Below are 24,342 nucleotides of genomic sequence, written 5' to 3'. Positions count from 1 at the left end.
TCAGTCGAAGAGCTTGCCGGGGTTGAGGATGCCGTGCGGGTCGAACACGCGGCGGATGCCGCGCATGAGCTCGACCTCCGCGGCGCTGCGCGTGTGCCCGAGGTAGGGCTTCTTGAGCAGGCCGACGCCGTGCTCGGCGGAGACGCTCCCGCCGTGGCGCGCGATGACCTCGCCCAGCAGCGCCGTCACGCGGCCGCATTCGCGCACGAAGTCGGGGTGCGCCAGCGCCTGCGGCTTGAGGATGTTGATGTGCAGGTTGCCGTCGCCGATGTGACCGAACCACACCACCTCGAAGTCGGGATACTCCCGCGCGATCAGCGCCTGCGCCTCGGCCATGAAGGCCGGCATCGCGGACACCCGCACCGAGACGTCGTTCTTGTACGGCAGGTGCGGGGCGAGGCTCTCGGAGATGCCCTCGCGCAGCGCCCAGAGCTCGGCGTTCTGCGCGCCGCTCTGGCCGATGACGCCGTCGAGCAGCAGGCCGTCGCCGGCGCAGCGCTCGAACGCGGCCAGGGCGCGGGCCTCGGCCTCGCCGACGGCATCGAACTCGCAGACCACGTAGAACGGCGCGTCCGTGTCGAGCGCGCGCTGCGCGCCGCGCGCCAGCACGTGCGCCAGCGCGCGGTCGGTGAAGAACTCGAAGGCGGTCAGCGCCACCGCGGAGCGGAAGGCGTCGAACACCCGCATGATCGCCGCCGCGTCCGGGAGGGCCAGCAGCATCACCTTGGGGTCGGCCGGCGGCTCGGCCAGGGCCAGCGTCGCCTCGACCACGATGCCCAGGGTGCCCTCGGCACCGATGAACAGGTGCCGCAGGTCGTAGCCGGTGGCGTTCTTGACCAGCCCGCGGTTGAGGTCGAGCACCTCCCCGGTGCCGGTGACCACCTTCAGCCCCGTCACCCGGTCGCGGGTCATGCCGTAGCGCAGCACCTTGATGCCGCCCGCGTTGGTGCTGACGTTGCCGCCGATCTGGCTCGACCCCTTGCTGGCGAAGTCCACCGGGTAGAACAGGCCGCGCTCGGCCGCGGCGTTGTGCACGGCCTCGGTCGCGATCCCGGCCTGCACGGTCAGGCTGCGGTCGATCGGGTCGAAGTCCAGCACCCTGTTCATGCGGTCCAGCGCGACCACGACCTCGCCGGCCGCCGCGACGGCGCCCCCGGACAGGCCGGTGCGCCCGCCCGACGGCACCAGGGCGACCCGGTGGGCGATGGCCCAGCGCACGATGGCCTGCACCTCGCCGGCGGACTCGGGAAGCGCGACGGCGGAAGGCGCCGGCGCGACCTGGCGCGTCCAGTCGCGTCCGTAGTGGGCGAGGTCGGCGGGCTCGGTGAGGACGCGCGCCTCGCCGAGGAGGCCGCGCAGCGCGGCGAGCGCGTCGGGTTCGATCAGGATGGACACGCCACGCAGTGTAGCGCGCGGCACGGCCGGCGCAGCGCGGGGCTCTGGCATAGTTGGTGCCGGTCCCCGCCGTTCCCGCCATGCGCCGCACGAGCTTTCCCAAGTCCGAGATCAAGGTCCTGCTCCTGGAGGGCGTCAGCGCCAGCGCGGTCGAGGCCTTCCGCAGCGCCGGCTACACCCGCATCGAGCGCCACGAGAAGGCGCTGGAGCCGGCGGCGCTCCACGCGGCCCTGGCCGACACCCACATCCTCGGCATCCGTTCGCGGACCCAGCTCGACGCGGCGGCCCTGGATGCCGCGCCGCGCCTGATCGCGGCGGGCTGTTTCTGCATCGGCACCAACCAGGTCGACCTCGCACACGCGCAGCGTGCCGGCATCCCGGTGTTCAACGCCCCCTACTCCAACACCCGCAGCGTCGCCGAGCTGGTGATCGCCGAGATCATCATGCTGCTGCGCCGGATCCCGGAGAAGAACGCCCTGTGCCACCGCGGCGGCTGGGCGAAGTCGGCCGCCGGCAGCTACGAGGTGCGCGACAAGGTGCTGGGCATCGTCGGCTACGGGCACATCGGCACCCAGGTCGGCGTGCTGGCCGAGTCGCTGGGCATGCGGGTGATCTTCCACGACATCGAGACCAAGCTCTCGCTCGGCAACGCCCGCCCGGCGCAGGGGCTGGACGACCTCCTCGCACGCGCCGACGTGGTGACCCTGCACGTGCCCGAGACCGCCGCCACCCACGGCATGATCGGCGCCGCCGAACTCGCGCGCATGAAGCGCGGCGCCAGCCTGATCAACGCGTCGCGCGGCACCGTGGTCGACATCGACGCCCTCGCCGCCGCACTCGACGACGGGCAGATCGGGGGCGCCGCCATCGACGTGTTCCCGGTCGAGCCGACCGCCAACGCCGAACCCTTCGTCTCGCCGCTGATCGGCAAGGACAACGTGTTGCTGACCCCGCACGTGGGCGGCAGCACCCAGGAGGCGCAGGAGAGCATCGGGCTGGAGGTCGCGGCCAAGCTGATCCGCTACAGCGACAACGGCTCGACCCTCTCGGCGGTGAACTTCCCCGAGGTCGCCCTGCCCGAGCACGCCGGCAGCCGCCGCCTCCTGCACATCCACCGCAACGTCCCGGGCGTGCTCACGCGCATCAACGAGGCGTTCTCGGCCAACGGCGTCAACATCGACGGCCAGTACCTGCAGACCCGCGGCGAGGTCGGCTACGTCGTGATCGACGTCTCCGCCGACGAGGACGCCATCCAGCCCCTGCGCGCCGACCTCGCGGCGATCCCGGGGACCTTGCGGACGCGGGCGTTGTATTGAGGGGACGGGGCTTGAGGGCTTGGGGCTTGGGGCTTGGGGCTTGGGGCTTGGGGCTTGGGCAGGAGCATGGCGCCCGGCTCTGCGCCTTCATGCCTACGCCCCGAGCCCTACGCCCTATGCCCTATGCCCTATGCCCTATGCCCCTGCCTGCCCTGCGCCCGCCCTCCACCCCCACAACGCAAAACGGCGCCCAAGGGCGCCGTTCGCGATCGAGTTCCGAAGTGGTCGGGACGGCCGGATTCGAACCGACGACCCTCTGCCCCCCAGGCAGATGCGCTACCAGACTGCGCTACGCCCCGACACGGGACCTCGAGTTCCGCGTGGGGGAACGCGGAGGCGGGATTATACGCGCCATGCGTCCCGCTGCACAGGGCCCGGCGGGCGGTTCAGCGCCGCAGCAGCTGCAGCACTTCCTCGAGTTCGAGCCGGACCTGGTGGACGATCTGCGCCGACATGGCCGACTCGTTCCTGCCCGCCTCGCCTTCCAGGCGCAGGCGCGCGCCGCCGATGGTGTAGCCCTGTTCGTAGAGCAGGCCACGGATCTGGCGGATCATCAGGACGTCGTGGCGCTGGTAGTAGCGCCGGTTGCCGCGCCGCTTCGCAGGCTTGAGGCTTGGGAACTCGGTCTCCCAGTAGCGCAGCACGTGCGGCTTGACGTCGCACAGCTCGCTGACCTCACCGATGGTGAAGTAGCGCTTGGCCGGGATCGGCGGAAGTTCGCGGTTACTGCCCGGATCCAGCATAGGCCTCGACCCTCTCCTTGAGCTTCTGTCCCGGGCGGAAAGTCACCACCGTCCGCGCGGAAATCGGAATCTCCTCGCCGGTCTTGGGATTCCGGCCGGGCCGCTCGTTCTTGCGGCGCAGGTCGAAGTTGCCGAAGCCCGACAGCTTGATCTGCTGGCCACGCTCCAGCGAGGCGCGCAGTGCATCGAAGAACGCGTCGACGAATTCCTTCGCCTCGCGCTTGTTCAGACCGACCTCCTCGAAGAGCCGTTCCGCCATCTCTGCCTTGGTCAGTGCCATCACGCCCCCTGTTGCCTATCCGCGGATCCTGGCCCCATGGGACTCGGCCAGCGCAGCGACCGCAGCCGCCACCAGCGCTTCGACCTCGCGGTCGGTCAGAGTGCGCGAAACGTCCTGCAAAATCAAGCCTATAGCCAAGCTCTTGAAGCCCGGTTCGACCCCCTTCCCGACGTAGCGATCGAACACCAGGGCTTCACGCAGCACCGGGCCGGCGGCGGCCCGCAGGGTGGCCTCCAGCGCCGCCCACGGCACCGCGTCCTCGACCACGACCGCGATGTCCCGGCGCACCGAGGGGAAGCGCGAGACGCTGCCGGCGCTCGGCAGGGCGCGCACCGACAGCGGCGCGAGGTCGATCTCGAAGCCCACCAGCTCGCCCTCGAGGTCGAGCGCGCGCACCAGCCGCGGGTGCAGGTGGCCGATCCAGCCCAGGCGCTCGGCGCCGCGCCAGACCTCGGCGGCGCGTCCCGGATGCAGCCACGGCGCGTCGGTCGGGCGGAACGTCACCGCGCCGGCGCCACCGATGGCGAGCAGGCTCTCGAGGTCGCCGCGCAGGTCGTAGAAGTCCACCTCGCGGTCCTCGCCGCTCCACTGCTCGGCCGACGCCGGACCGCAGGCGACGGCGGCGATGCGCGGGGTCTCCTGCGGCGCGGCCCCGGCGGCCTGCGCCGCCTGGAACACGCGTCCGATCTCGAACAGGCGCACCCGCTGCTGCTGCCGTGCGCGATTGCCGCGCAGCGAGGCCACCAGGCCGGGCAGCAGGGCGCTGCGCATGACGCCCAGCTCCGAGGTGAGCGGATTGGCCAGCGCCACCGCGCCGGTGTCCAGCCCCCAGGTCGCCAGCGTGGCGGCATCGAGGAAGGCGTAGTCGATGGCTTCCAGGTAGCCGCGCGCGACCATGCGGCGCCGCAGCTCCCCCTCGTCCACCCGGGTCTCGCTCGGCACCGCCAGGCGGATCTCGCCGGCAGGCATGCGCGTCGGGATGGCGTCGTAGCCGTGGATGCGCGCGATCTCCTCGATGAGGTCCTCCTCGATCGCGATGTCGAAGCGGCTGCTCGGCGGCATCACCGCCCAGCCGGCATCGGTCGCCTCGACGCGCATGCCCAGCGCGCGCAGGATGCGCTCGACCTCGGCGTCGGCCACGTCGAGGCCGAGCACGCGCGCCAGCCGCGCACGACGCAGGGTCACCGGCACCGGGCGCGGCAGGTCCTCGCCGCGCTCGGCCTCGACGACCGGGCCGGCCTCGCCGCCGGCGAGATCCAGGATCAGGCGCGTCGCGCGCTCGATGGCCAGGCGCGGCAGCGCGGGATCGACGCCCCGCTCGAAGCGGTGCGAGGCGTCGGTGTGCAGGCCGAAGCGGCGGGCGCGGCCGATGATGGCCGAGGGCGCGAAGTGCGCGGCCTCGAGCAGGACGTTGCGGCTGGCACCGGTGACCCGCGAGTCCCAGCCGCCCATGACGCCGGCCAGTGCCAGCGGGCCGCGCGCGTCGGCGATCAGGAGGTCGCGGGCCTCCGGGGCCACGGTGCGTTCGTCGAGCAGCTTCACCATCTCGCCGGCCCGCGCGTGCCGCACCACCACCGCCCCCTCGACCGCATCGGCGTCGAAGGCGTGCATGGGCTGGCCGAGTTCGAGCATGACGTACTGGGTGACGTCGACCAGCAGCGAGATGGGCCGGATGCCGGAACGGCGCAGGCGCTCGGCCATCCACAGCGGCGTGCGCGCCGCCGGGTCGATCCCGCGCAGGATGCGGCCGACGTAGCGCGGGCAGTCGGCGCCGGCCTCCAGGCGCACCTCGGGTGCATCGGCGAGGGTCGCGGGCACCGGGTCGACGGGCACGGGGCGCACCGCGCCGCCGAGCGCCGCGGCCACGTCGTGGGCGATGCCGCGCAGCGAGAAGCAGTCGGCGCGGTTCGGCGTGAGCTTGAGCTCGATGGCGCAATCGGGCAGGCGCAGGTAGTCGGCCAGCGGGGTCCCCGCCGGCGCGTCCGGCGGCAGCTCCATCAGGCCGGCGGCGTCCTGGTCGAGCCCGAGCTCGCGTGCCGAGCAGAGCATGCCCGCCGACTCCACGCCGCGCAGCTTCGCCGCCTTGATCCGGACATCCCCCGGCAGCACCGCGCCGATGGTCGCCAGCGGCGCCTTCAGCCCCGGCCGGGCGTTCGGTGCGCCGCAGACGATGGTCAGCGTCTGCCCGCCCGCATCGACCGTGCACACCTGCAGACGGTCGGCCTCGGGATGCGGCCGGCACTCGACCAGTTCGGCCACCACCACCCCGTCCAGCCCGCCGCCCAGCTCGGTCGCCTCTTCCACTTCGAGGCCGATGGCGGTCAGCGCCGCCAGCAACCGCTCGCGCGGGGCGTCGGTGGGGATGTGTTCGCGGAGCCAGGATTCGGGGAATTTCATGGTCGGAGCGGGAGAGGCGGATGAGAAGGAGAGGCGGGAATGGGGAATCGGGAAGCGGGAACGGGAGGATCCCGGGGCCCGATGCGGAGCGCTTCCTGCGGGCCGCCGCGCTGGAACGGCCTGCAGGTCCCGATTCCCTCTTCCCGCCGTTCGAAACTACGCGAACTGCCTGAGAAACCGCGTGTCGTTCTCGAAGAACTGCCGCAGGTCGTTGACGCCGTAGCGGAGCATGGCGAAGCGCTCGACGCCCATGCCGAAGGCGAAGCCGGTGTAGCGCTCCGGGTCGACGCCGCAGGCGCGCAGGACGTTGGGGTGGACCATGCCGCAGCCGAGGACCTCGAGCCAGCGGGTGGAGCCGTCCGGCTGCTGCCAGGCGATGTCCACTTCGGCCGAGGGCTCGGTGAAGGGGAAGTAGCTCGGGCGGAAGCGCATCTCGAAGTCGCGCTCGAAGAAGGCGCGCACGAACTCGGCCAGCGTGCCCTTGAGGTCGGCCATGCTCGAGGTCTCGTCGATCAGCAGGCCCTCGCACTGGTGGAACATCGGCGTGTGGGTCTGGTCGGAGTCCGAGCGGTAGACCTTGCCGATGGCGATCATGCGCAGCGGCGGGGTGTGGGTCTGCAGGTAGCGCACCTGCACCGGCGAGGTGTGGGTGCGCAGCAGGCGCCCGTCGGGGAAGTAGAAGGTGTCGTGCATCGCCCGCGCGGGATGGTGCGGCGGGAAGTTGAGCGCCTCGAAGTTGTACCAGTCGTCCTCGATCTCGGGGCCGTCGGCGCGCTCGTAGCCCAGCCGCGCGAAGATGTCGGCCATGCGCTCGATGGTGCGGGAGACCGGATGCAGGCCGCCCTGCTCCGGGTCGCGCCCCGGAAGGGTCACGTCGATGCGCTCGGCCGCCAGGCGCGCGGCCAGCGCCGCGTCCTCCAGCACCGCCTTGCGCGCGGCCAGCGCCTCGCCCAGCGCGTCGCGGGCGCGGTTGATCCGCTCGCCCGCGGCCTTGCGCTCCTCTGCCGGCAGCCCGCCCAGGGTCTTGAGCTGGGCGGTGATGCTGCCCTGCTTGCCGAGCAGGCCGACGCGCAGCGCGTCGAGCGCCTGCAGGTCGGGCGCCGCGCCGATGGCCTCCAGCGCGTCGCGGGTGAGGGTGTCGATGTCGCTCATGCAGCCGCCTTCGTGTCGTCGCGCCGGAGCGCGCTCCTGATCACCGGAAAAGAATCGAATCCCCAGAAACGAACATGGGGAAGAGCTTGCGCTCTTCCCCATGCGGTGGACGGTGGTCCGTCCAGGATGTCGCGCAGAGGTCGCCGGAGGCAACCTGCGGAACGTCCTCGTGTTACGCCGCGAGCGCGCCCTTCGCCTTCTCGGCGAGCTTGCCGAAGGCGGCCGCGTCGTGCACGGCGATGTCCGCCAGCACCTTGCGGTCGAGGCCGATGCCGGCCTTGGACAGGCCGTTCATGAAGCGGCTGTAGCTCAGGCCGTGCAGGCGGGCCGCCGCGTTGATGCGGGTGATCCACAGGCTGCGGAAGTTGCGCTTCTTCTGCTTGCGGCCGATGTAGGCGTACTGCAGCGCCTTGGTGACCGCCTGCTTGGCGACGCGGAAGACCTTGCGACGGGCGTTGTAGTAGCCGCGCGCGGACTTGATGACCTTCTTGTGGCGGCGACGTGCGGTGACGCCACGCTTGACTCGTGCCATGACTCAGATCCTCGACTCAGAGATAGGGAAGCATGCGATCCAGACGGCCGGCGTCCTCGGCGCGGACGTGGTTCGTCTGCCGCAGGTTGCGCTTCCGCTTGGTGCTCTTCTTCGTGAGGATGTGGCTCTTGAAGGCGTGGCCGGCCTTGTACTTCCCGGAAGCGGTCTTCCGGAAACGCTTGGCCGCCGCCCGGTTGGTCTTGATCTTGGGCATTGTCGTGTCCTGACGTTCTTCGTGACTGGCCAAGGGCGGTGGCGCGAGGCCACGCTTTCCGTCCTGCCCATGCCGGCTTGTAGGCCGCACGCCTGCGCGCGCGACGGGTTCCATGAAAACGAACGACCCGGCCGAAACCGGGTCGCGCATTATGCAGGCCTCAGGAAGCCTTTGCAATTCAGCGGGTTCCCCCGCGAACCGTTCAGGTCTTCTTCTTCGGCGCGATCATCATCACCATCTGGCGCCCTTCCAGGCGCGGGCGCTGCTCGATGACCACCTCGTCGCCGAGGTCGGCCTCGATCTTCTGCGCCATGGCCAGCCCCAGCTCCTGGTGCGCCATCTCGCGGCCGCGGAAGCGGATGTTGACCTTGACCTTGTCGCCCTCCTCGATGAAGCGGCGCAGGTTCCGCAGCTTGATCTCGTAGTCGCCGGAGTCGGTGGTCGGGCGGAACTTGAGTTCCTTGAGCTCGACCTGCTTCTGCTTCTTCTTGGCGGCCGACGCCTTCTTCTGCGCCTCGAACCTGAACTTGCCGTAGTCCATGATCCGGCAGACCGGCGGATCCGCGTTCGGCTGGATCTCGACCAGGTCGAGGCCGTCCTCCTCGGCGAGGCGCAGGGCCTCGTCGCGCGAGAGCACGCCCACCATTTCGCCGTCCGCACCGATCACGCGCACGCGCGGCACGCGGATCTCGAGGTTCTTGCGGTTCTGCTTCTCGGTACTGATTCGTGGATCCTCTTGGAGTTCTCGGCGCCGCCACTCCCGGGGAGCGGCGGCGGAATGACATCAGGGCGAGCCCTGCGGCGCGGATTCTGCACGCAGCCGGGCGGAGAACGCGTCAACGGCCATGCTGCCCAGGTCTTCCCCGGATCGCGTGCGCACCGCGACGGTCCCGTCCTCACGCTCGCGGTCCCCGATCACCAGCAGATACGGGACCCGCTTGAGCGTGTGGGCGCGAATCTTATAGCCGATTTTTTCGTTCCGCAAATCCGCTTCGACCCGGAATCCTTGATTTGCAAGGGTTTTCCGAACGGCCTCCACGGCATCGGCCTGGGCGTCGGTGATGTTCATCACGACTGCCTGCACCGGCGCCAGCCACGCCGGGAACTGGCCGGCGTGGTGCTCGATCAGGATGCCGATGAAACGCTCCATCGAGCCGACGATCGCCCGGTGCAGCATGACGGGATGGCGGCGCTGGCTGTGCTCGTCGACGTACTCGGCGCCGAGGCGGCCGGGCATCATGAAGTCCACCTGCATGGTGCCCAGCTGCCAGGTGCGGCCGATGGCGTCGCGCAGGTGGTACTCGATCTTGGGGCCGTAGAAGGCGCCCTCGCCCGGCAGCTCCTGCCAGTCCACGCCGCAGGCGCCCAGCGCGGCGCGCAGGGCGCCTTCGGCCTTGTCCCAGGTGGCGTCGTCGCCGAGGCGCGATTCCGGACGCAGGGCGATCTTGACCTGGATGTCCTCGAAGCCGAAGTCGGCGTAGACCTTCAGCGCCTGGCGGTGGAAGGCGGTGACCTCGGCCTCGACCTGGTCCTCGGTGCAGAACACATGGCCGTCGTCCTGGGTGAAGCCGCGCACGCGCAGGATGCCGTGCAGGGCGCCGGACGGCTCGTTGCGGTGGCAGGCGCCGAACTCGCCGTAGCGGATCGGCAGGTCGCGGTAGCTGTGCAGGCCGTGGTTGAAGATCTGCACGTGGCCGGGGCAGTTCATCGGCTTGAGCGCGTAGGTGCGCTTCTCCGACTCGGTGAAGAACATGTTCTCCTTGTAGTTGTCCCAGTGCCCGGACTGCTTCCACAGGGAGACGTCCAGCACCTGCGGGCACCGCACCTCCTGGTAGCCGGAATCGCGGTACACGCCGCGCATGTACTGCTCGACCACCTGCCAGATCGCCCAGCCCTTGGGATGCCAGAAGATCAGGCCGGGCCCCTCCTCCTGGAGGTGGAAGAGCTCCTGCTGCTTGCCGATCCGGCGATGGTCGCGCTTCTCCGCCTCCTCGATCCGCTGGATGTAGGCGGCAAGCTGCTTCTTGTCCGCCCAGGCGGTGCCGTAGATGCGCTGCAACTGCTCGTTCTTGGCGTCGCCGCGCCAGTAGGCGCCGGAGATGCGGGTCAGCTTGAACACCTTGAGGAAGCGTGTGTTCGGCACGTGCGGGCCGCGGCACATGTCGACGTATTCCTCGTGGTGGTACAGGCCCATCTGGGTCTCGTCGGGCATGTCCTCGATCAGGCGCAGCTTGTAGTCCTCGCCGCGGGCCTTGAAGACCTCGATGACCTCGGCGCGCGGCGTCATCCGCTTGACGACGTCGTAGTCCTTGTCGATGAGTTCGCGCATGCGCTGCTCGATCGCGGCGAGGTCGTCCGGCGTGAACGGGCGCTCGTACCAGATGTCGTAGTAGAAGCCCTCTTCGATCACCGGCCCGATCACCATCTTCGCGGTCGGGTAGAGCTGCTTGACGGCATGGCCCACGAGGTGCGCGCAGGAGTGACGGATGATCTCCAGCCCCTCCTCGTCCTTCGGGGTGATGATCTGCAGCGTGGCGTCGTGGTCGATGGGGTCGCAGGCATCCACCAGCCGGCCATCCACGCGGCCGGCCACGGTGGCCTTGGCGAGGCCGGGGCCGATGGACTGGGCGACCTCCATCGTGGTGACGACGTGGTCGAACTCGCGGCGGCTGCCGTCGGGGAGCGTGATCGTGATCATGGTCATGGATGCGGGAACGGGTGGCTGCGGCGGGGCACGAAAAAGGCGCCACGAGGGCGCCTTCCGGAGGTCGGGCCTCGTAGACGGCTAGCGCTGGAGACGGGTAGTGCTCATGTCGCACGCTCGACCGGCGTTTCCGCGGGCCACCTGGTTCCGGAAAAGGGCGGTCGATTCTAGCAGCGGCACGGGCGCAGCCGCGAGGGCCGCCCGCCGGAGGCTCAGGCGCCGGCGTTTCCGTCGTCGGGTCGCCCGGACTGGACGCGATAGCGGGCCAGCAGGGTTCCTGCGACGCGCTCGGCCGCGGCATCGGCCACCTCGCGCATGACGGGATTTCCCATCTCCGCGGTCGTGGCACGGAACAGCGCCAGCCAGCGCGCGAACAGCCCGGCGTCCAGTCCAGGCAGGGCCAGGTGGCGCTGCACCGGCGCGCCCCGGAAGCGACGCGTGCCGCGCAGCATCGCCGACCAGAAGTCCACGAGCTGGGCCAGGTGCTCCGGCCAGTCGTCGACGTGGCGCTCGAACAGCGGGCCGAGCACGGCGTCGGCACGCACGCGGGCGTAGAAGCCGTGCACCAGCCGCTCCACTTCGGCTTCGGTGCACAGCTCGGGACCCGGCCTCGGCCGGTCGTCGTCGGATTCCATCGCTGTTCCTCGGCAGTGACGGTCGGCGGCGGTGGACCCGCCGCCGACCAGTGTGGGCGCCCCGGCATGCGACCGCATTGATCCGGATCACGGCGGCCCGGCGCCGCGGGCCGCATGCTGCGGTCTCCGCCGACCGGAGGCCCCCCGATGCCCGACGCCCCGCCGACCCTGCGCTTCCTCGGCGCCGCCGACACCGTCACCGGCTCGCGCTACCTGGTCGAGGCCGGCGGACGCCGCATCCTCGTCGACTGCGGCCTGTTCCAGGGCTACAAGAAGCTGCGCGAGCGCAACCGCGCCGACTTCCCGGTCGACCCGGCCAGCATCGACTGCGTCCTGCTCACCCACGCCCACCTCGACCACAGCGGCTACATCCCGGCCCTGGTGCGGGACGGCTTCCGCGGCGAGGTGCTGTGTACGCCGGCCACGCGCGACCTCTGCGAACTGCTGCTGCCCGACAGCGGACACCTGCTGGAGGAGGAGGCGCGCTACGCGCTGCGCAAGGGCTATTCGAAGCACGCCACGCCCATTCCGCTCTACACGGAGGAGGACGCCCGCGCCAGCCTGCGCCACATCCGTACCCGCCCCTTCGACGCAGCGTTCGAGGTCGGCCCCGGCATCCGCGCCCGCTTCCTGCACGCCGGGCACATCCTCGGCGCCGCGCAGATCCATCTCGAGGTCCAGGGTATCCGCCTGCATTTCAGCGGCGACCTGGGGCGCCCGCACGACCCGCTGATGCGCGCGCCCGCACCGCTGCCGGCCTGCGACGTGCTCGTCTGCGAATCCACCTACGGCAACCGGGTCCACCCGGCCATGGACCCCGAGCAGGAACTGGCGCCGGTGATCCGGCGTGTGGCGGCGCGCGGCGGCACGATCGTGGTGCCGGCCTTCGCGGTCGGCCGCGCGCAGGCGCTGATGCTCGACATCGCGCGCCTGCGGCAGAAGGGCGAGATCCCCCCGCTGCCGGTGTTCCTCAACAGCCCCATGGCGATCGACGCGACCGAGCTGTACCGGCGCCACCACGACGAACACTGCGTGCCCGAGACCGAGTGCAGCGGCATGTACGGGATCGCGACCCTGGTGCGCACGGTCGAGGAGTCCATCGCGCTCAACCGGCGCCGCGGGCCGATGATCATCCTCTCCGCCAGCGGCATGGCCACCGGCGGCCGGGTGCTGCACCACATCGCCGCCTTCGCGCCCGAGCCGCACAACGCGATCCTGCTCTCCGGCTACCAGGCCGCGGGCACGCGTGGCGCCGCCCTCGCAGGCGGCGCGACCTCCCTGCGCATGTTCGGCCGGGAGGTTCCGATCCGCGCCGAGGTCGTCCAGCTGCAGAGCCTGTCCGGCCACGCCGACGCCGCCGAGCTGGTCGCATGGATGGGCGCGCAGCGCGACGCACCGGCCATCACCTACCTCACCCACGGCGAGCCGGACGCGGCCGACGCCCTGCGCCTGCGCGTCCGCCACACCCTCGACCGCGCCTGCCGCGTCCCCGAGCACATGGAGCGCGTCGCCCTGGCCGCCGGCTCGCGCTGACGGGTGGCGCTCGGGCGGTACGGGGGGGGCGACAGGGCACCGCGCCACGGCGCGCCGCTGCGGTTCCCGGGGGCACGTCGTGTCGGGCACGGGCAGGATGGCGTCGGCCGATATCCGACAGGTATCCGGAGACAGGGCGGCAGACACACGCCATGCAGGGCGCGCGGAGGTATGCGGCACGCATTCGACCCGGTCTTCCGTGGCGACGCAGGCCCTGCGCGATGGGAGCGCCCTCCTCGCTGCTGCGGCCGGGCCTTCCGGTGGGCAGTCGCCTCCGAGACGCCGGATGCAGGCGCGCGTTCGTCGCCGTCGGGAAGCGACAAGCGGAGTCGGGAGTGCTGTGCTGTGCGGTTCGCCTGCGGCCTCGGCCCTGGCGCCGCCGGCCCAGGGAATGGCCGGCCTTCCGATCAGGTCCACCCGGGCCGTGGCGCCGAGGTGGTGGGCGGTACAGGGTTCGAACCTGTGACCCCTACCATGTCAAGGTAGTGCTCTACCGCTGAGCTAACCGCCCTGATCGGGCCGCGCAGTGTAGCGGGAGCTGGCCCTGTGCACAACTGGTTCCCGCTCGGCGCACGCTGCCGTAGAACGAAGCTCTTCGCGAGGGAACGTCTGGGGAGATCATGTCGGCAGAGAACGTGTATCGCCACTTTTACAGGACACTGCGGCTCGGTGCCGCCGAGCTCAGTGATGGTGGAGGCCCATTCGGCTTCGACGTCACAACCGCTCTCGAATTCGACTATCTCATCGAACGCTACGATTGCGACGTCATCATAGAAACCGGCAGCAACGTCGGTGATACCACGGAGTATCTTGCACGCGCCTATCCGAACCGAACGATCATCACCTGCGATGTCGTCGACAGATACGTCGACCTGGTGCGGCGCCGGGTCGGTTTCATGCCGAACACGATCGTGGAGAAGATGGATTCGCCCGACCTGATCAGGAAGTACGCACCCCGATTCCGGAGGCCGCTGTTCTACCTCGACGCGCACTGGTACGACGCGTGGCCCTTGGAGCGCGAACTGGCGCTCATCAATGTCGGCGTGGTGTGCGTCGACGATTTCGACATAGGCCATCCGCGCTTTGGCTTCGACAGCTACAACGGCATCAAGTGCGACGGCGCTCTGCTAGGGCGCTTCGCCGAGAAGATCCCAGTCCACTATACGAACAATCCCGAAGCAGAGTACGAACTGCCCTGCCTGCAGCCTGGTCGCCGCGGCGGAAAAGCCTATTTCCAGATCGGCATGGGCATCGACTACCTCCAGTGCCACCGCTATTTCCGGCAGCGTCCGACACCGGGCGGCGAGGCGCCTCGAGCGGATCCCGGACCGATTGTCAGGCCCTGAGCGCCTCGGCCTTGATCTTCTGGATCTGATCGCGCACCCGCGCGGCCTCCTCGAACTCCAGGTCCTGGGCGTGCCTGTACATGGCCTGTTCGAGCTGCTTGATGCGGGTGGCGAGCTCGGCGGGCGAAAGCGCCGCGTAGTCGATGCGCTCCTCCGCCACGGCGGTCGCCTTCTTCCTGCCGCGTCCCTTGCCGACCTTCTCCATCTCCGGCTCGGCGCGGGCGCCTTCCATGACGTCCATGATCGCGCGCTGCACCGACTGCGGCGTGATGCCGTGCTCGCGGTTGTATTCGACCTGCTTCGCGCGGCGGCGGTCGGTCTCCTCGATCGCGGCCTGCATCGAGCGGGTGATCCGGTCGGCATAGAGGATGGCCTTGCCGCGCACGTTGCGGGCGGCACGGCCGATGGTCTGGATCAGCGAGCCGGACGACCGCAGGAAGCCCTCCTTGTCCGCGTCGAGGATCGCCACCAGCGACACCTCGGGCATGTCCAGTCCCTCGCGCAGCAGGTTGATGCCGACCAGCACGTCGAACTTGCCCAGACGCAGGTCGCGGATGATCTCGGTGCGCTCGACGGTGTCGATGTCGGAGTGCAGGTAGCGCACCTTGACCTCGTGCTCGGCGAGGTACTCCGTGAGGTTCTCCGCCATGCGCTTGGTGAGGGTGGTGATCAGCACGCGGTCGCCCATCGCCACGCGTGCGTGGATCTCGCTCAGCACGTCGTCGACCTGGGTCGCGACCGGGCGGATCTCCACCTCGGGATCGACGAGGCCGGTCGGCCGCACCACCAGCTCGATCACCTGGTCGCCCGATTTCTCGAGCTCGTACTTCCCGGGCGTCGCGGAGACGAACACCATGCGCGGCGCGCGCAGCTCCCACTCCTCGAAACGCAGCGGGCGATTGTCCAGCGCCGACGGCAGCCGGAAGCCGAACTCGACCAGCGTCTCCTTGCGCGCGCGGTCGCCGCGGTACATGCCGCCGATCTGCGGCACGGTGACGTGCGACTCGTCGAGCACCAGCAGGGCGTCCGGCGGCAGGTAGTCGAACAGCGTGGGCGGAGGCTCGCCGGGCGCACGCCGGGTCATGTGCCGCGAGTAGTTCTCGATGCCCTGGCAGAAGCCGACCTCGGCCATCATCTCCAGGTCGAAGCGGGTGCGCTGCTCCAGGCGCTGGGCCTCGACCAGCTTGTTGTTGGCGTACAGCCATTCGAGCCGCTCCTTCAGCTCGACCTTGATCGTCTCGATGGCGTTGAGCACGCTCTCGCGCGTGCTGGCGTAGTGGGTCTTGGGGTAGATGGTGTAGCGCGGGATCCTGCGCAGCATCTCGCCGGTGAGCGGATCGAACAGGCTCATGTTCTCGATCTCGCCGTCGAACAGCTCGATGCGGACGGCCTCGGCGTCGGACTCGGCCGGGAACACGTCCACGACCTCCCCGCGCACGCGGTAGGTGCCGCGCCGCAGCTCGACGTCGTTGCGCGTGTACTGCAGTTCGGTGAGCTGGCGGATCAGCTGGCGCTGGTCGATGTGCTCCCCCTTGGCCAGGATCAGGCGCAGGGAGAGATAGTCCTCGGGGTCGCCCAGGCCGTAGATCGCCGACACCGTAGCCACGATCAGCGCATCCGGGCGAGAAAGCAGGGCCTTGGTCGCGGCCAGCCGCATCTGCTCGATGTGGTCGTTGATCGAGCTGTCCTTCTCGATGTAGGTGTCCGAGGCCGGGACGTAGGCCTCCGGCTGGTAGTAGTCGTAGTAGCTGACGAAGTACTCGACCGCGTTCTTCGGGAAGAACGACTTGAACTCGCCGTAGAGCTGGGCCGCCAGGGTCTTGTTCGGCGCCATGACGATGGTCGGCCGCTGCACCGCCTGGATCATGTTGGCGATGGTGAAGGTCTTGCCCGAGCCGGTGACGCCCAGCAGCGTCTGGTGCGCCAGGCCGGCCTCGAAGCCCTCGATCAGGCGACGGATGGCCGCCGGCTGGTCGCCGGTGGGCTTGTACGGGGAGACCAGCTCGAAACGTTCGCTCATGACGACGGCACATGGGGGCGGCGGGGCCGAAAGTACAGCAGCCAGGCCCCTGCGCGTCGCGGTGGGGACAGCTTGCAGCAGGCTTTGCGAGGACGCGCGCCCCGCGGCAGGCGGATTTCCTACCGCCGGCGGCGCCATCGTCGGGCGGCGGGCGCCCGGGGCCGCGCGGCAGGCTGTGCGTCCGCACCCGCCAGGACGGCGCACGATGCAGAGGACGCACAGCCGGGGCCTGACCCTGATCGAATTGCTGACCGTGCTCGCGGTCGTCGCGGCGATCGCGGGCCTTGGCCTGCCTGCGCTGCGGGACGTGGGCGACCGCGCCCGCGCGAGCAATGCCCTCCACCACCTGAGCGCGACGCTGGCCAGCGCCAGGACGACCGCCATCCACCGCCGCCAGCCGGTGACGGTCTGCCCCGCGGGCCCCGACGGGCGCTGCCGGAACGACCCGACGTGGAGCGGCGGCTGGCTGATCTACCTGGATCCCGGACGCAGGGACCAGCCCGCGAGCGAGGCCGACGTGCTGCGCAGGATCGACGGCGACCGTCGCATCGCCCTCGCCACCACGGCGGGCCGCCTGCGCGTGCGCTTCCAGCCGGACGGCCGCAGCGGCGGCAGCAACCTGAGCATCCGCCTGTGCAGCACCGGGCCGCGCGCCCGCCTGCTGGGCCGGGTGGTGGTCAGCAACAGCGGACGCACGCGCAGCGAACGCCCCGCCGGCACCGAGCCCTGCCCGTTCGTGCCGTGAGCACGCACGGGGCTTGACCCGCATCATCGGCAGGCTAAAATGTGCGACCCCGCCCGAATAGCTCAGCTGGTTAGAGCACTTGACTGTTAATCAGGGGGTCGCTGGTTCGAGTCCAGCTTCGGGCGCCAAGATCCAACGAAGAAGCCCCGCCATCGGCGGGGCTTCTTCGTTTCCGGGTTCCGGGTTCCGGTCTAGTGGCCGGATGCAGCGCTACCAGCACTCCTGCAGCGTCGCCGGGCTGCTGTCGTTGCCCTTCGCCGTCTTCGCACCCGTGTTCCGCAAGGTCAGCATGCCGCAGCGGTCCTTCTCCTGCCCGCCAGCGGCCAGCGGCTGGGCGCTGAGCGTGAACGCATGGTCGGTCACGGCCGCATCGATCCTGTAGAACGCCGTGCCCGTGCGCGGCGAGTGCGTCGGCAGGTTGACGCCGACATAGGAGTTGTTGGTGGTGTGATGCCGCTCGAGCAGTTGGGAGAACTCGACGAGGTCGGCCTTGACCTGCCCGCGGCGCCCCTTGCGCACGCTGTCCTGATAGCTCGGGATGGCGATGGCGGCGAGGATCGCCACCACCGCCACCACGATCATCAGCTCGATGAGGGTGAATCCGGAGTTCCTGTTCGTCTTCATTGCCGCGCCCCCTGAGGCCGTCGCGTTGTTCATCGGATCTGGCGCCACGACTGCCGGCCGCAGCCGCGCGCCAGGTACATGGGCTGGCTGCCCGCCGTCTGCACCACCAGGTCGCAGGTACGGTTGAGTTCCGCCTCGATCTGCTCCGCCGTGGCGCCCGCGCCGAGGGCCTGCGGCGGCGGCGGCAGCACGACCGCGATCTCGGTCACCGGCGCATCGCCGCCCGTCTCCAGCGCGACGCCGCCGGCAGGTTCGCCGAGCGGGCTCGCGGTGGGGCTGCCGATGCGCAGGTTGCCGAGCGAGGGCAGGCCGCTCAGCGCATTCAGCGCGTAGAGCCAGTTCCGGCCGCCGCCGGCGCAGGCATCGGAGCTGCCCGGCTCAAAGGTGGTGAAGAAGACGATGCCGTTCTGCAGCCTCGGGTAGCCCACGAAGCGCTCGCCCGCCAGGGTAGCCCTCTCGTTCTGGACCAAGGCGAGGTCCAGGTACCAGCCGGCATGGCTCATGTAGTTGACGGCACTGGCGGTCACATTGCGGACGTCAGGGTCGGCCGCGCTCGGCGAGAGCGTCTGGCGCTGCAGCGGCCGCGTGACCGGCTCGCCGTTGTCCCAGACGCCGTAGAAGCGCTGCAGGCTGGTGTCGGCGGCATCGTTCTCGAACGCGAAGCTGCCGGTTCCGAAGTAGAGCATGACGCCGCCGCCGGGTCCGGTCGCGGCCTCGAGACCGCCAGTGATGGGCTGCGGGTTGCCTTGGTCGTCGGTCGCCGTGAACAGCGGCTGGTCGTACGCCAGCGAGTCGTCGCGGAGATCGAACTTCCAGATGTTGCCGCGCTGGTCGGCGCCATACACCGTATCCGCGTAGCCGTCGGTGCCCTGGATCTGGCTGCCATTGTCCGGGCTGGACCGCCAGCGATCGAGGACGATGATGTTCCCGAGGCCGTTCTGGACGCGGTCGCGATCCGCGCCATGCGAGCGGGTCGCCGCGATGGTGCGCGTCTGGCCCGTCCTCATGTCGACCACGAACAGCACCGGGTCGTTGTTGTCGCTGCCGTAGCCGTTGCCGAACACCGCGACCCAGGTCGGCGTGTTGCCGCGCAGCACCGGCACGACGACGGGCTTGCTCACCACGTGGCCGATGTCCCGCCAGACCTCGCGCCCGCGCATCTGGTCGCTGATCTCCCACAGCACGGCGTTGGCGGAGAAGCTGGAGGGATTGCTGATGTCGAGCGCGAACACGCCCCTGCCGCCGGCGCCCGCGGTCCCCACCGCGACGGTGCGCCAGTCGTTCGCACCGAAATAGGCGTCGGACACGGTCACCGGGCCGTCCACGTAGTAGCGGTGCTGGAACTTCTGGTTGTCGCGGTCCTCGGGGCGGTACGGGAACGCCAGGTTCCCGAGGTGCCCGACGGCGGTCGTCGGGATGTAGGCGAAGGCTTCCGTGCCGCTGTCGCCGTTGAAGGCGTGGAACATGCCGTCGTTGGCGCCGACCAGCACCAGCGGCGCGCGGTCGGCCTTGCGCGCCAGATAGTCGCGGTAGCGCAACGGGTCCTGTTCGGTGCCGGCGAGCCCGGCGTAGCCGTAGTTGTCGCGGGGGGAGGCGATGACCGGCGTGGAGTTGACGATGTCGCCCAGCGGCGTGGTGCGGTCGCGGAAGGTGCCGCCGTTGCGGACTTCCCGCGAGGCGTCGCCCATGAGGTACCTCAGGAAATCCTGCACCGAGCCGAGCTGCGCAAGATCGCTGCCGGTGCAGCGCGCCCTGCCGTTGCTGCAGAGCAGAGCGCGACGCTCCGTGTCGTTCGCGCCGAACGCGGCCGGCGCGAACGGCGCCAGCTGGGGCCTGGCGTCGTTGTTGCCGTGCCCCCGGCCGACCACCGTGTTCCGCGCCCGCACGTCCGGTGCCGGCAGTCGCTGCGCCGCATCCCACAGGCGCGTATAGCTGATCTCACCCGCCGTCGCGACCGGGCGCTCGGCGATGAGGCGCGAGTACCAGTCGGTCCCGTTGTTGCCCGAGGTGAAGCTCGGAGTGACCGTGAACGAGCTCTCGCCCACGCGCGCGCCGGTGAGACCGAGGCTGCCCGAAGGACTTTCGCCGCCGCCGACCGAGGCGAGCACGCGCTGCATCGCCTCGGTGACGTCCACGGGCGTCTTCGCGTTCACGAAGTCGCCGCGGGCGTTGATGGTCCCGTGCCAGATCTCGTCGACGGTGGGTGCGCCATCCGAGCTTCTCGGATTCCCGGCGGCGTTCCAGTTCGGCGGATTCGCGAACGGGTCGGCCGTCGCCGCCTCGTTGACGTCGAAGATCGCGCCGCGCGCGCCCAGGGTGACGCCGTAGAAGTTCATGTGCAGGTTGGACTGGCAGTCCAGGCGCGGGTCCGGGTTCGCGCCGCGGCATGCGTCCGGCACCGGGACCTGGCCGGCGGGGAAGCCGGCGCCGGTACGCAGGGGCGCGAGGCCGCCGCTGGCCGTGTCGAGGTAGTAGCGCGCGGCGATGTCCGCGATCGTGTTGCTGAAGTTGTCCGCGAACGGGGCCCCCATGTTGCCGTCCACGTTGCCGACGTTGGTAGGCCCGGTGTTGCTGTTGGTGAAGCCGTCGGTGAACAGCATGCCGCCGTTCTTCTGGCAGGCGTAGACGATCGGCGCCCCAGCGTCGGTGCGACGGAACTGCTCGCCCAGGTGGGCCACGGCGTCGCGGTTCGGCGTGCCGCCCCCCGCGTTCACCAACCCGCCTGCCTGCAGACCGAAGAAACTCTGGTACAGCGGGGCGCGTTCCGTCGGCATCTCGTGCATCGTCACGTTGACGCGATTGTTGATCGTGAAGTAGCCGATCCGCATGTTGTTGACGCTGTACACCGCGTGCGTCATCGAACCCACCATCGCCAGCAGGCGGCTGCGGTGGTACTGGAACCAGTTGGCGAAGTTCTGGATGGCGGCGTTGTAGGCCTGCTGCGTCGTGTAGTTCGCCAGCTTGATCTCGTAGCGGCGCATGTTGCAGCCCGGGCCGCAGGCGTTGTTCACGATCGGCCGGTACTGGTCCTGGGTCCGGTACCCGGGAGGGGCCGGATCGTTGGCCGGCAGGTAGAAGGTCGCGGGGAAGTAGTCGAAGGCGACCGTCGTGTTGCTGGTGATGCTCCTGGCGGCCGTCGACCAGCTGTTGCCCTGGCGGTGCCGCATCCCCCGCCCCGCGAGATCGGGGATGCTCATGCCATTGAGCATCTGGAAGGTCTCGCCGGTGTTCGCGCGGTTGGCCGTGAGGTTGTAGACGACGTTGTAGGCGCGCGAGAAGCTGTTGCCGTAGATCGCCGGGTTGCGCGGGTCCGCACGGGTGGCGCTGGGGGTCGCGTTCGGCCAGAGGCTGCCGTCGGCGTTCCGCCAGGGCTCATAGGTGATGCCGGGGTTGAAGTAGCCCGCGTTGTAGACGTGCGATCGGGCGAAGCCGAACGCATCCAGCGGGGGAATGGCGCGTCCGGGGCTGTACGAGCTGTTGTAGCCGTCGTGGGGGAACAGGTAGAGGTAGCAGTCCGTCGAGTTGTTGCTGCAGGCCGCGCCGACGTTGAAGAACGAACCGTTGTTGGCGAAGAAGCTCGAGTTCGAGCTGTTCCACTGCATCCTGCCGTCGCCGCCCGGGAAGAGGCGCTCGAACGTCATCGAGTTCGAGTCGTCCACGGCCATGATGAAGGCGGGCGCGACCGGGGTGCCGAGGCTGAGCGGATACTGAGCGAGCTGTCCCTGCCCCTGCGCAGCGCGCACGGGCGCCGAGAGGCCCCCGAGGGCGCTGAGGAGGAAGACCAGGGCGCCGAGCGCGAATTTGTTCGCAGTCATGGCTGTCCTTATGGGAGGTAGACGGTATCGACGACCACGCGGGCGCTGGCCGTGGGCGGGTTCGTGGCGTCCGACGGCTGGACGTCGGCAGCGAAGGCGGAGATCTGGTAGGTCAGGTCCGTGTTCTCGCTCAGCGGGCGCACGCCCTGGCCGAGCCCGCCGCCACCCGGACTGCACTGGTCGATGCGGCGCGTACGCACCTCGCGCAGCGCCGCGATGTCGATGGCCTCCGACCAGGCGGCCGGGTCGAACGACGGATCGCAGCGCTCCTGGTCGGCGTTGAACGAGCCGCTGCCGGGACCGAGGGCGTGCAGGATGTCGTTCTCCTGCTGGCGCGCGAGGCTCTCCGCGTTCTGGAAGGCCCGGTTGGCCGCCAGGTAGGCGCCCGTCATCCGCTCCTGCAGGCTGGCGACCTGCATGCCGGTGACGCCGATGAGCGCAAGGAGGATGAGCAGGACGAGCGCCACGTACAGCACCGCGCCGCGCTGGCGCTGCCGGCCCGGGCGTTCGAGGATCGGTCGGCGCATTGGATTCCGGACGGCCATGGGCTCAGTTCCCGAACAGCCGGTTGCGCAGGGCAACCGTGGTTTCGTAGGCGTTGCGCGCGCGCGTATCGCCGGCGGACGGCGTCAGCTGGACGCCGAGGACGTGGTATTCGCTCCCCTCCTCGCCCCGCACGACGGCGGCCGGATTGGGGCTCCGCACCAGCAGGCCCATGTGCACGGCGCCCACCAGGCGCCAGGTGGCGGCTGCGGCCTCGCTGGTGGCGGCATTGCCCAGGCCACCGCTCCCGGCCGGATGCACCTCGCCGATGTAGCCGGTCGGCCGGTTGGCGCTGGTTCCGCTGATGCCGTAGGCGAACTGCAGCGTCTCCACCCCCTCGACGAGCTCCTCGACTTCGCTGCTGCCCGGGCCGGTGTAGCGGAGCCGGTACAGGGCCGGTTCGCCCACAGGGTTGAGCCCCACGTAGTAGAAGATGCTCTCGGCGCGGAACAGCTGCGCATTGCCCGGCTCGAAGTGGTTGCGGAAACCGAGCTGACCCGCGCCCACCACCGCCTCGACGCTGCTGCTGCCCTCGGCGATGCCCGGGCTGGTGAAGACGGTCACGAACGAGCAATCGGCGACGCCCAGGAACTGCGGCGTCCCCGCCAGCCCGGCGCGAAGCACCGGTCCCCGTTCCGCGTCGAAGCCGATGGTCGGCGCATTGCCTGCTCCCGGGTTGAAGCCCGTCACCGGAACGCCGTCGGGCGCGAGGAAGCGCAGCGCAAGCACGTCGCTGCCGGCGACGGCGCGACCGGCGACTTCCGGAGGCAGTGCGGGCGTCCACTGACTGGCGTCGCCGATGCTGGGCGTGGCGGGCAGGGTCCGGGCGGCGCCGGAACCGGTGCCGTTCGCCTCGTAGCCCTGCATCGAGATGTGGAACTGCTGGTGCGCCGGCAGCGCGTTGTAGGCCGCCTCGGTCCCCGCCGTCGCGCTGGCGAGCGTGAAGGTGGCCGGCCCCTGCAGGAGATGGGTCTGGTCGTTGACGCAGCCGAAGTGCCCGGCCATGCGCAGGTCGCGCTGCAGATAGTCCACCGCGAAGCGGCTGCCCTCCTGCACGCGCGAGGCGCCCTCGGAAAGCTGGTACGCCGCGCGGGAGGCCGCGAAGATCTGGACCAGGCCCAGCATGAGCACGGCCCCGATGGCCAGCGCGACCATCAGCTCGACGAGGGAAACGCCGCGGACGGCGGGGCGCGCAGGATGGCTCATAGCGTCGCCTCCAGGACGAACTCGGTGATCTGCCGGTTCTCGGCTTCCTCCCAGCGCGCATCGGTCCATGCGATGCGGACCGTGGCGTGGTTGCCCACGACCGTCACCTGCGAACGCCCGTTGGGCAGCGCGCGCGAAACCCTGCAGCGCCACTGGTCGCGGGAGGTCTCGGGCCCCATGGTGCCGGCGACCTGGCAGGCGCCGGTGCCCGTCCACCCGGTCAGCCCGGCGTCCGCGTACAGGCCGCGCAGGCGATGCGTCGCGCGCACGGAGTCGAGCATCTCGTAGGCCAGGTTGGTGGCGACCGTGCGGTAGTTCGAGCTCTGCGTGAACCGCAGGCCCATGGTCTGCAGGAGCGCGAGGCCGAGCAGGCCGATGCCGAGGATCAGCAGCGCGATCAGCACTTCGATGAGCGAGAAGCCCTGGGCGCGCAGGCCGCGCGGCGAAAGCGTCATGCGGCGCATGGCTTGTTCTCCGTCTTGACCCGCCCGATGCGGGTGATGGTGATCTCGCGCCGCAGGTTTTCCCCTTCCTTGCAGCCGGTCGGCTCGATCGCGATCGTCGCGTCCGCGGTACCCTGCAGCCTGCCCCGGTTGTCGAAGGCGAAGCGGGTGCGCGAACTCTCGACCAGCACGTTGGCGGACGCGGCCGCCTGGCGCAGCACCTCGTAGCTCGCCGTGCTCCCCGCCTCGCCCTCGCTGCGCCGCGCCACCATCCAGCCCTCCGCGAGCGAGGTCCCCTCCTCGCATGCGTCGCCGCTTTTGCTGCCGCACAGCACGATCTCGCGTTTCATCGGATCGTTGAACGCGTAGTTGCTTCGCAGCGCCTCGGTCCGCGCCAGGTTGATCGCGGCGATCATCTCGTTGGTCGCCGTCGCGGCGCGATTGCTGCGGATGACGCCCTGGAAGCTCGGGAAGGCGATCGCGACCATGATCGCGAGCACCGCGATCGTGACCATGAGCTCGATGAGGGTGAATCCGCGGGTGCGCGGTGCCATGCCGGTGTCTCCCCTGGTGTCGGCGCGGCGATCCTAGGCACTCGACGCGGCAGGCGCACGCCGCGGGCGACAAGCGGCGGCCGAAGGGCGATGAACGTCGTGTGAGGGCGGCAGAAGCCGTCGCCCCCCCCCGGACGATGCGCGC

The 24,342-nt window shown here is 70.1% G+C and carries 21 protein-coding genes and 3 tRNA genes; 5 read left to right on the top strand and 19 right to left on the bottom strand.

What is annotated here, in order from left to right; genetic code table 11:
- A complete protein-coding gene (locus ACFO3Q_RS06995) occupies nt 1-1,383 on the bottom strand; it encodes an FAD-binding oxidoreductase (RefSeq protein ID WP_377003964.1) in 1,383 nt (460 codons plus the stop codon).
- Nucleotides 1,384-1,475: 92 nt separating this feature from the next.
- Between ACFO3Q_RS06995 and serA the strand changes: the two genes are divergently transcribed.
- Entirely contained in the window at nt 1,476-2,711 is a 1,236-nt protein-coding gene (serA, locus tag ACFO3Q_RS06990; RefSeq protein ID WP_377003919.1) for a phosphoglycerate dehydrogenase, read from the top strand.
- Between the two features lie 222 nt (nt 2,712-2,933).
- Here serA and ACFO3Q_RS06985 read toward each other — a convergent pair.
- The 10 genes from ACFO3Q_RS06985 to ACFO3Q_RS06940 all read right to left on the bottom strand — a co-directional run bounded on the left by ACFO3Q_RS06985 (nt 2,934) and on the right by ACFO3Q_RS06940 (nt 11,368).
- Nucleotides 2,934-3,010, bottom strand: a tRNA-Pro gene (locus ACFO3Q_RS06985).
- 87 nt (nt 3,011-3,097) lie between these two features.
- Nucleotides 3,098-3,454 (bottom strand): MerR family transcriptional regulator, encoded by a 357-nt coding sequence (locus ACFO3Q_RS06980; RefSeq protein ID WP_377003918.1) that lies wholly within the window; start codon nt 3,452-3,454, stop codon nt 3,098-3,100.
- A complete protein-coding gene (locus ACFO3Q_RS06975) occupies nt 3,435-3,734 on the bottom strand; it encodes an integration host factor subunit alpha (protein ID WP_377003917.1) in 300 nt (99 codons plus the stop codon). Before ACFO3Q_RS06975 ends, ACFO3Q_RS06980 begins: the two co-directional genes overlap by 20 nt.
- A gap of 15 nt (nt 3,735-3,749) precedes the next feature.
- Nucleotides 3,750-6,131 (bottom strand): phenylalanine--tRNA ligase subunit beta, encoded by a 2,382-nt coding sequence (pheT, locus tag ACFO3Q_RS06970; RefSeq protein WP_377003916.1) that lies wholly within the window; start codon nt 6,129-6,131, stop codon nt 3,750-3,752.
- A gap of 156 nt (nt 6,132-6,287) precedes the next feature.
- On the bottom strand, nt 6,288-7,283 hold the full coding sequence (pheS, locus tag ACFO3Q_RS06965; protein WP_377003915.1) for a phenylalanine--tRNA ligase subunit alpha: 996 nt from the start codon (nt 7,281-7,283) through the stop codon (nt 6,288-6,290).
- Between the two features lie 172 nt (nt 7,284-7,455).
- Nucleotides 7,456-7,815 carry a 50S ribosomal protein L20 gene (gene rplT, locus ACFO3Q_RS06960; RefSeq protein ID WP_377003914.1) on the bottom strand — a complete coding sequence of 120 codons (360 nt, stop codon included), beginning with the start codon at nt 7,813-7,815 and terminating at the stop codon, nt 7,456-7,458.
- Between the two features lie 16 nt (nt 7,816-7,831).
- Nucleotides 7,832-8,029: a 50S ribosomal protein L35 gene (gene rpmI, locus ACFO3Q_RS06955; protein ID WP_377003913.1), complete on the bottom strand. Its 198-nt coding sequence runs from the start codon at nt 8,027-8,029 to the stop codon at nt 7,832-7,834.
- A gap of 202 nt (nt 8,030-8,231) precedes the next feature.
- Nucleotides 8,232-8,753: a translation initiation factor IF-3 gene (infC, locus tag ACFO3Q_RS06950; protein ID WP_377003963.1), complete on the bottom strand. Its 522-nt coding sequence runs from the start codon at nt 8,751-8,753 to the stop codon at nt 8,232-8,234.
- Between the two features lie 60 nt (nt 8,754-8,813).
- Nucleotides 8,814-10,727 carry a threonine--tRNA ligase gene (thrS, locus tag ACFO3Q_RS06945; protein WP_377003912.1) on the bottom strand — a complete coding sequence of 638 codons (1,914 nt, stop codon included), beginning with the start codon at nt 10,725-10,727 and terminating at the stop codon, nt 8,814-8,816.
- Nucleotides 10,728-10,945: 218 nt separating this feature from the next.
- Nucleotides 10,946-11,368 (bottom strand): group III truncated hemoglobin, encoded by a 423-nt coding sequence (locus ACFO3Q_RS06940; protein WP_377003911.1) that lies wholly within the window; start codon nt 11,366-11,368, stop codon nt 10,946-10,948.
- Nucleotides 11,369-11,515: 147 nt separating this feature from the next.
- Here ACFO3Q_RS06940 and ACFO3Q_RS06935 point away from each other — a divergent pair, with 147 nt between their 5' ends.
- On the top strand, nt 11,516-12,901 hold the full coding sequence (locus ACFO3Q_RS06935; protein ID WP_377003910.1) for an MBL fold metallo-hydrolase RNA specificity domain-containing protein: 1,386 nt from the start codon (nt 11,516-11,518) through the stop codon (nt 12,899-12,901).
- A gap of 436 nt (nt 12,902-13,337) precedes the next feature.
- Here ACFO3Q_RS06935 and ACFO3Q_RS06930 read toward each other — a convergent pair.
- Nucleotides 13,338-13,412 (bottom strand) — tRNA-Val (locus ACFO3Q_RS06930).
- 109 nt (nt 13,413-13,521) lie between these two features.
- Here ACFO3Q_RS06930 and ACFO3Q_RS06925 point away from each other — a divergent pair.
- Nucleotides 13,522-14,247, top strand: a complete 726-nt coding sequence (locus ACFO3Q_RS06925) for a hypothetical protein (RefSeq protein WP_377003909.1) — start codon at nt 13,522-13,524, stop codon at nt 14,245-14,247.
- Here the strand turns inward: ACFO3Q_RS06925 and uvrB are convergent.
- Nucleotides 14,237-16,267, bottom strand: a complete 2,031-nt coding sequence (uvrB, locus tag ACFO3Q_RS06920) for an excinuclease ABC subunit UvrB (protein WP_377003908.1) — start codon at nt 16,265-16,267, stop codon at nt 14,237-14,239. The two genes, ACFO3Q_RS06925 and uvrB, sit on opposite strands and share 11 nt — an antisense overlap.
- A 205-nt stretch (nt 16,268-16,472) precedes the next feature.
- Here uvrB and ACFO3Q_RS06915 point away from each other — a divergent pair, with 205 nt between their 5' ends.
- Nucleotides 16,473-17,012 carry a GspH/FimT family pseudopilin gene (locus ACFO3Q_RS06915; RefSeq protein ID WP_377003907.1) on the top strand — a complete coding sequence of 180 codons (540 nt, stop codon included), beginning with the start codon at nt 16,473-16,475 and terminating at the stop codon, nt 17,010-17,012.
- A gap of 51 nt (nt 17,013-17,063) precedes the next feature.
- Nucleotides 17,064-17,140: transfer RNA gene (locus ACFO3Q_RS06910), tRNA-Asn, on the top strand.
- A gap of 82 nt (nt 17,141-17,222) precedes the next feature.
- On the opposite strand, the gene ACFO3Q_RS06905 is transcribed toward ACFO3Q_RS06910, so the two are convergent.
- From ACFO3Q_RS06905 to ACFO3Q_RS06880, 6 genes are read right to left on the bottom strand one after another with little or no spacing between them, the layout of a single operon-like run.
- A complete protein-coding gene (locus tag ACFO3Q_RS06905; protein WP_377003906.1) occupies nt 17,223-17,636 on the bottom strand; it encodes a type IV pilin protein in 414 nt (137 codons plus the stop codon).
- Between the two features lie 29 nt (nt 17,637-17,665).
- Nucleotides 17,666-21,451: a pilus assembly protein gene (locus ACFO3Q_RS06900; protein ID WP_377003905.1), complete on the bottom strand. Its 3,786-nt coding sequence runs from the start codon at nt 21,449-21,451 to the stop codon at nt 17,666-17,668.
- Nucleotides 21,452-21,459: 8 nt separating this feature from the next.
- Entirely contained in the window at nt 21,460-21,978 is a 519-nt protein-coding gene (locus ACFO3Q_RS06895) for a pilus assembly PilX family protein (protein ID WP_377003904.1), read from the bottom strand.
- Between the two features lie 22 nt (nt 21,979-22,000).
- Nucleotides 22,001-23,200 (bottom strand): PilW family protein, encoded by a 1,200-nt coding sequence (locus ACFO3Q_RS06890; RefSeq protein WP_377003903.1) that lies wholly within the window; start codon nt 23,198-23,200, stop codon nt 22,001-22,003.
- The gene (gene pilV / locus ACFO3Q_RS06885; protein ID WP_377003902.1) at nt 23,197-23,664 is read right to left on the bottom strand and encodes a type IV pilus modification protein PilV; all 468 of its coding nucleotides are present in this window, start codon (nt 23,662-23,664) and stop codon (nt 23,197-23,199) included. Before pilV ends, ACFO3Q_RS06890 begins: the two co-directional genes overlap by 4 nt.
- The gene (locus ACFO3Q_RS06880) at nt 23,652-24,197 is read right to left on the bottom strand and encodes a GspH/FimT family pseudopilin (RefSeq protein WP_377003901.1); all 546 of its coding nucleotides are present in this window, start codon (nt 24,195-24,197) and stop codon (nt 23,652-23,654) included. The genes pilV and ACFO3Q_RS06880 overlap by 13 nt, the downstream gene beginning before the upstream one ends.
- Nucleotides 24,198-24,342: the final 145 nt, after the last annotated feature.

It is taken from the genome of Coralloluteibacterium thermophilum (genome assembly GCF_042654365.1).
GTDB lineage: Bacteria > Pseudomonadota > Gammaproteobacteria > Xanthomonadales > Xanthomonadaceae > Coralloluteibacterium > Coralloluteibacterium thermophilum.
The sequence above is the reverse complement of the archived record's forward strand: the minus strand, read 5'-3'. Positions and strand labels throughout refer to the sequence as shown.

Bases quoted from the DNA above. Each gene is read 5' to 3' on its own strand.
- serA (WP_377003919.1), top strand. From the start codon at position 1,476: ATGCGCCGCACGAGCTTTCCCAAGTCCGAGATCAAGGTCCTGCTCCTG.
- ACFO3Q_RS06980 (WP_377003918.1), bottom strand. From the start codon at position 3,454: ATGCTGGATCCGGGCAGTAACCGCGAACTTCCGCCGATCCCGGCCAAG.
- ACFO3Q_RS06975 (WP_377003917.1), bottom strand. From the start codon at position 3,734: ATGGCACTGACCAAGGCAGAGATGGCGGAACGGCTCTTCGAGGAGGTC.
- pheT (WP_377003916.1), bottom strand. From the start codon at position 6,131: ATGAAATTCCCCGAATCCTGGCTCCGCGAACACATCCCCACCGACGCC.
- pheS (WP_377003915.1), bottom strand. From the start codon at position 7,283: ATGAGCGACATCGACACCCTCACCCGCGACGCGCTGGAGGCCATCGGC.
- rplT (WP_377003914.1), bottom strand. From the start codon at position 7,815: ATGGCACGAGTCAAGCGTGGCGTCACCGCACGTCGCCGCCACAAGAAG.
- rpmI (WP_377003913.1), bottom strand. From the start codon at position 8,029: ATGCCCAAGATCAAGACCAACCGGGCGGCGGCCAAGCGTTTCCGGAAG.
- thrS (WP_377003912.1), bottom strand. From the start codon at position 10,727: ATGATCACGATCACGCTCCCCGACGGCAGCCGCCGCGAGTTCGACCAC.
- ACFO3Q_RS06940 (WP_377003911.1), bottom strand. From the start codon at position 11,368: ATGGAATCCGACGACGACCGGCCGAGGCCGGGTCCCGAGCTGTGCACC.
- ACFO3Q_RS06935 (WP_377003910.1), top strand. From the start codon at position 11,516: ATGCCCGACGCCCCGCCGACCCTGCGCTTCCTCGGCGCCGCCGACACC.
- ACFO3Q_RS06925 (WP_377003909.1), top strand. From the start codon at position 13,522: ATGTCGGCAGAGAACGTGTATCGCCACTTTTACAGGACACTGCGGCTC.
- uvrB (WP_377003908.1), bottom strand. From the start codon at position 16,267: ATGAGCGAACGTTTCGAGCTGGTCTCCCCGTACAAGCCCACCGGCGAC.
- ACFO3Q_RS06915 (WP_377003907.1), top strand. From the start codon at position 16,473: ATGCAGAGGACGCACAGCCGGGGCCTGACCCTGATCGAATTGCTGACC.
- ACFO3Q_RS06905 (WP_377003906.1), bottom strand. From the start codon at position 17,636: ATGAAGACGAACAGGAACTCCGGATTCACCCTCATCGAGCTGATGATC.
- ACFO3Q_RS06900 (WP_377003905.1), bottom strand. From the start codon at position 21,451: ATGACTGCGAACAAATTCGCGCTCGGCGCCCTGGTCTTCCTCCTCAGC.
- ACFO3Q_RS06895 (WP_377003904.1), bottom strand. From the start codon at position 21,978: ATGCGCCGACCGATCCTCGAACGCCCGGGCCGGCAGCGCCAGCGCGGC.
- ACFO3Q_RS06890 (WP_377003903.1), bottom strand. From the start codon at position 23,200: ATGAGCCATCCTGCGCGCCCCGCCGTCCGCGGCGTTTCCCTCGTCGAG.
- pilV (WP_377003902.1), bottom strand. From the start codon at position 23,664: ATGCGCCGCATGACGCTTTCGCCGCGCGGCCTGCGCGCCCAGGGCTTC.
- ACFO3Q_RS06880 (WP_377003901.1), bottom strand. From the start codon at position 24,197: ATGGCACCGCGCACCCGCGGATTCACCCTCATCGAGCTCATGGTCACG.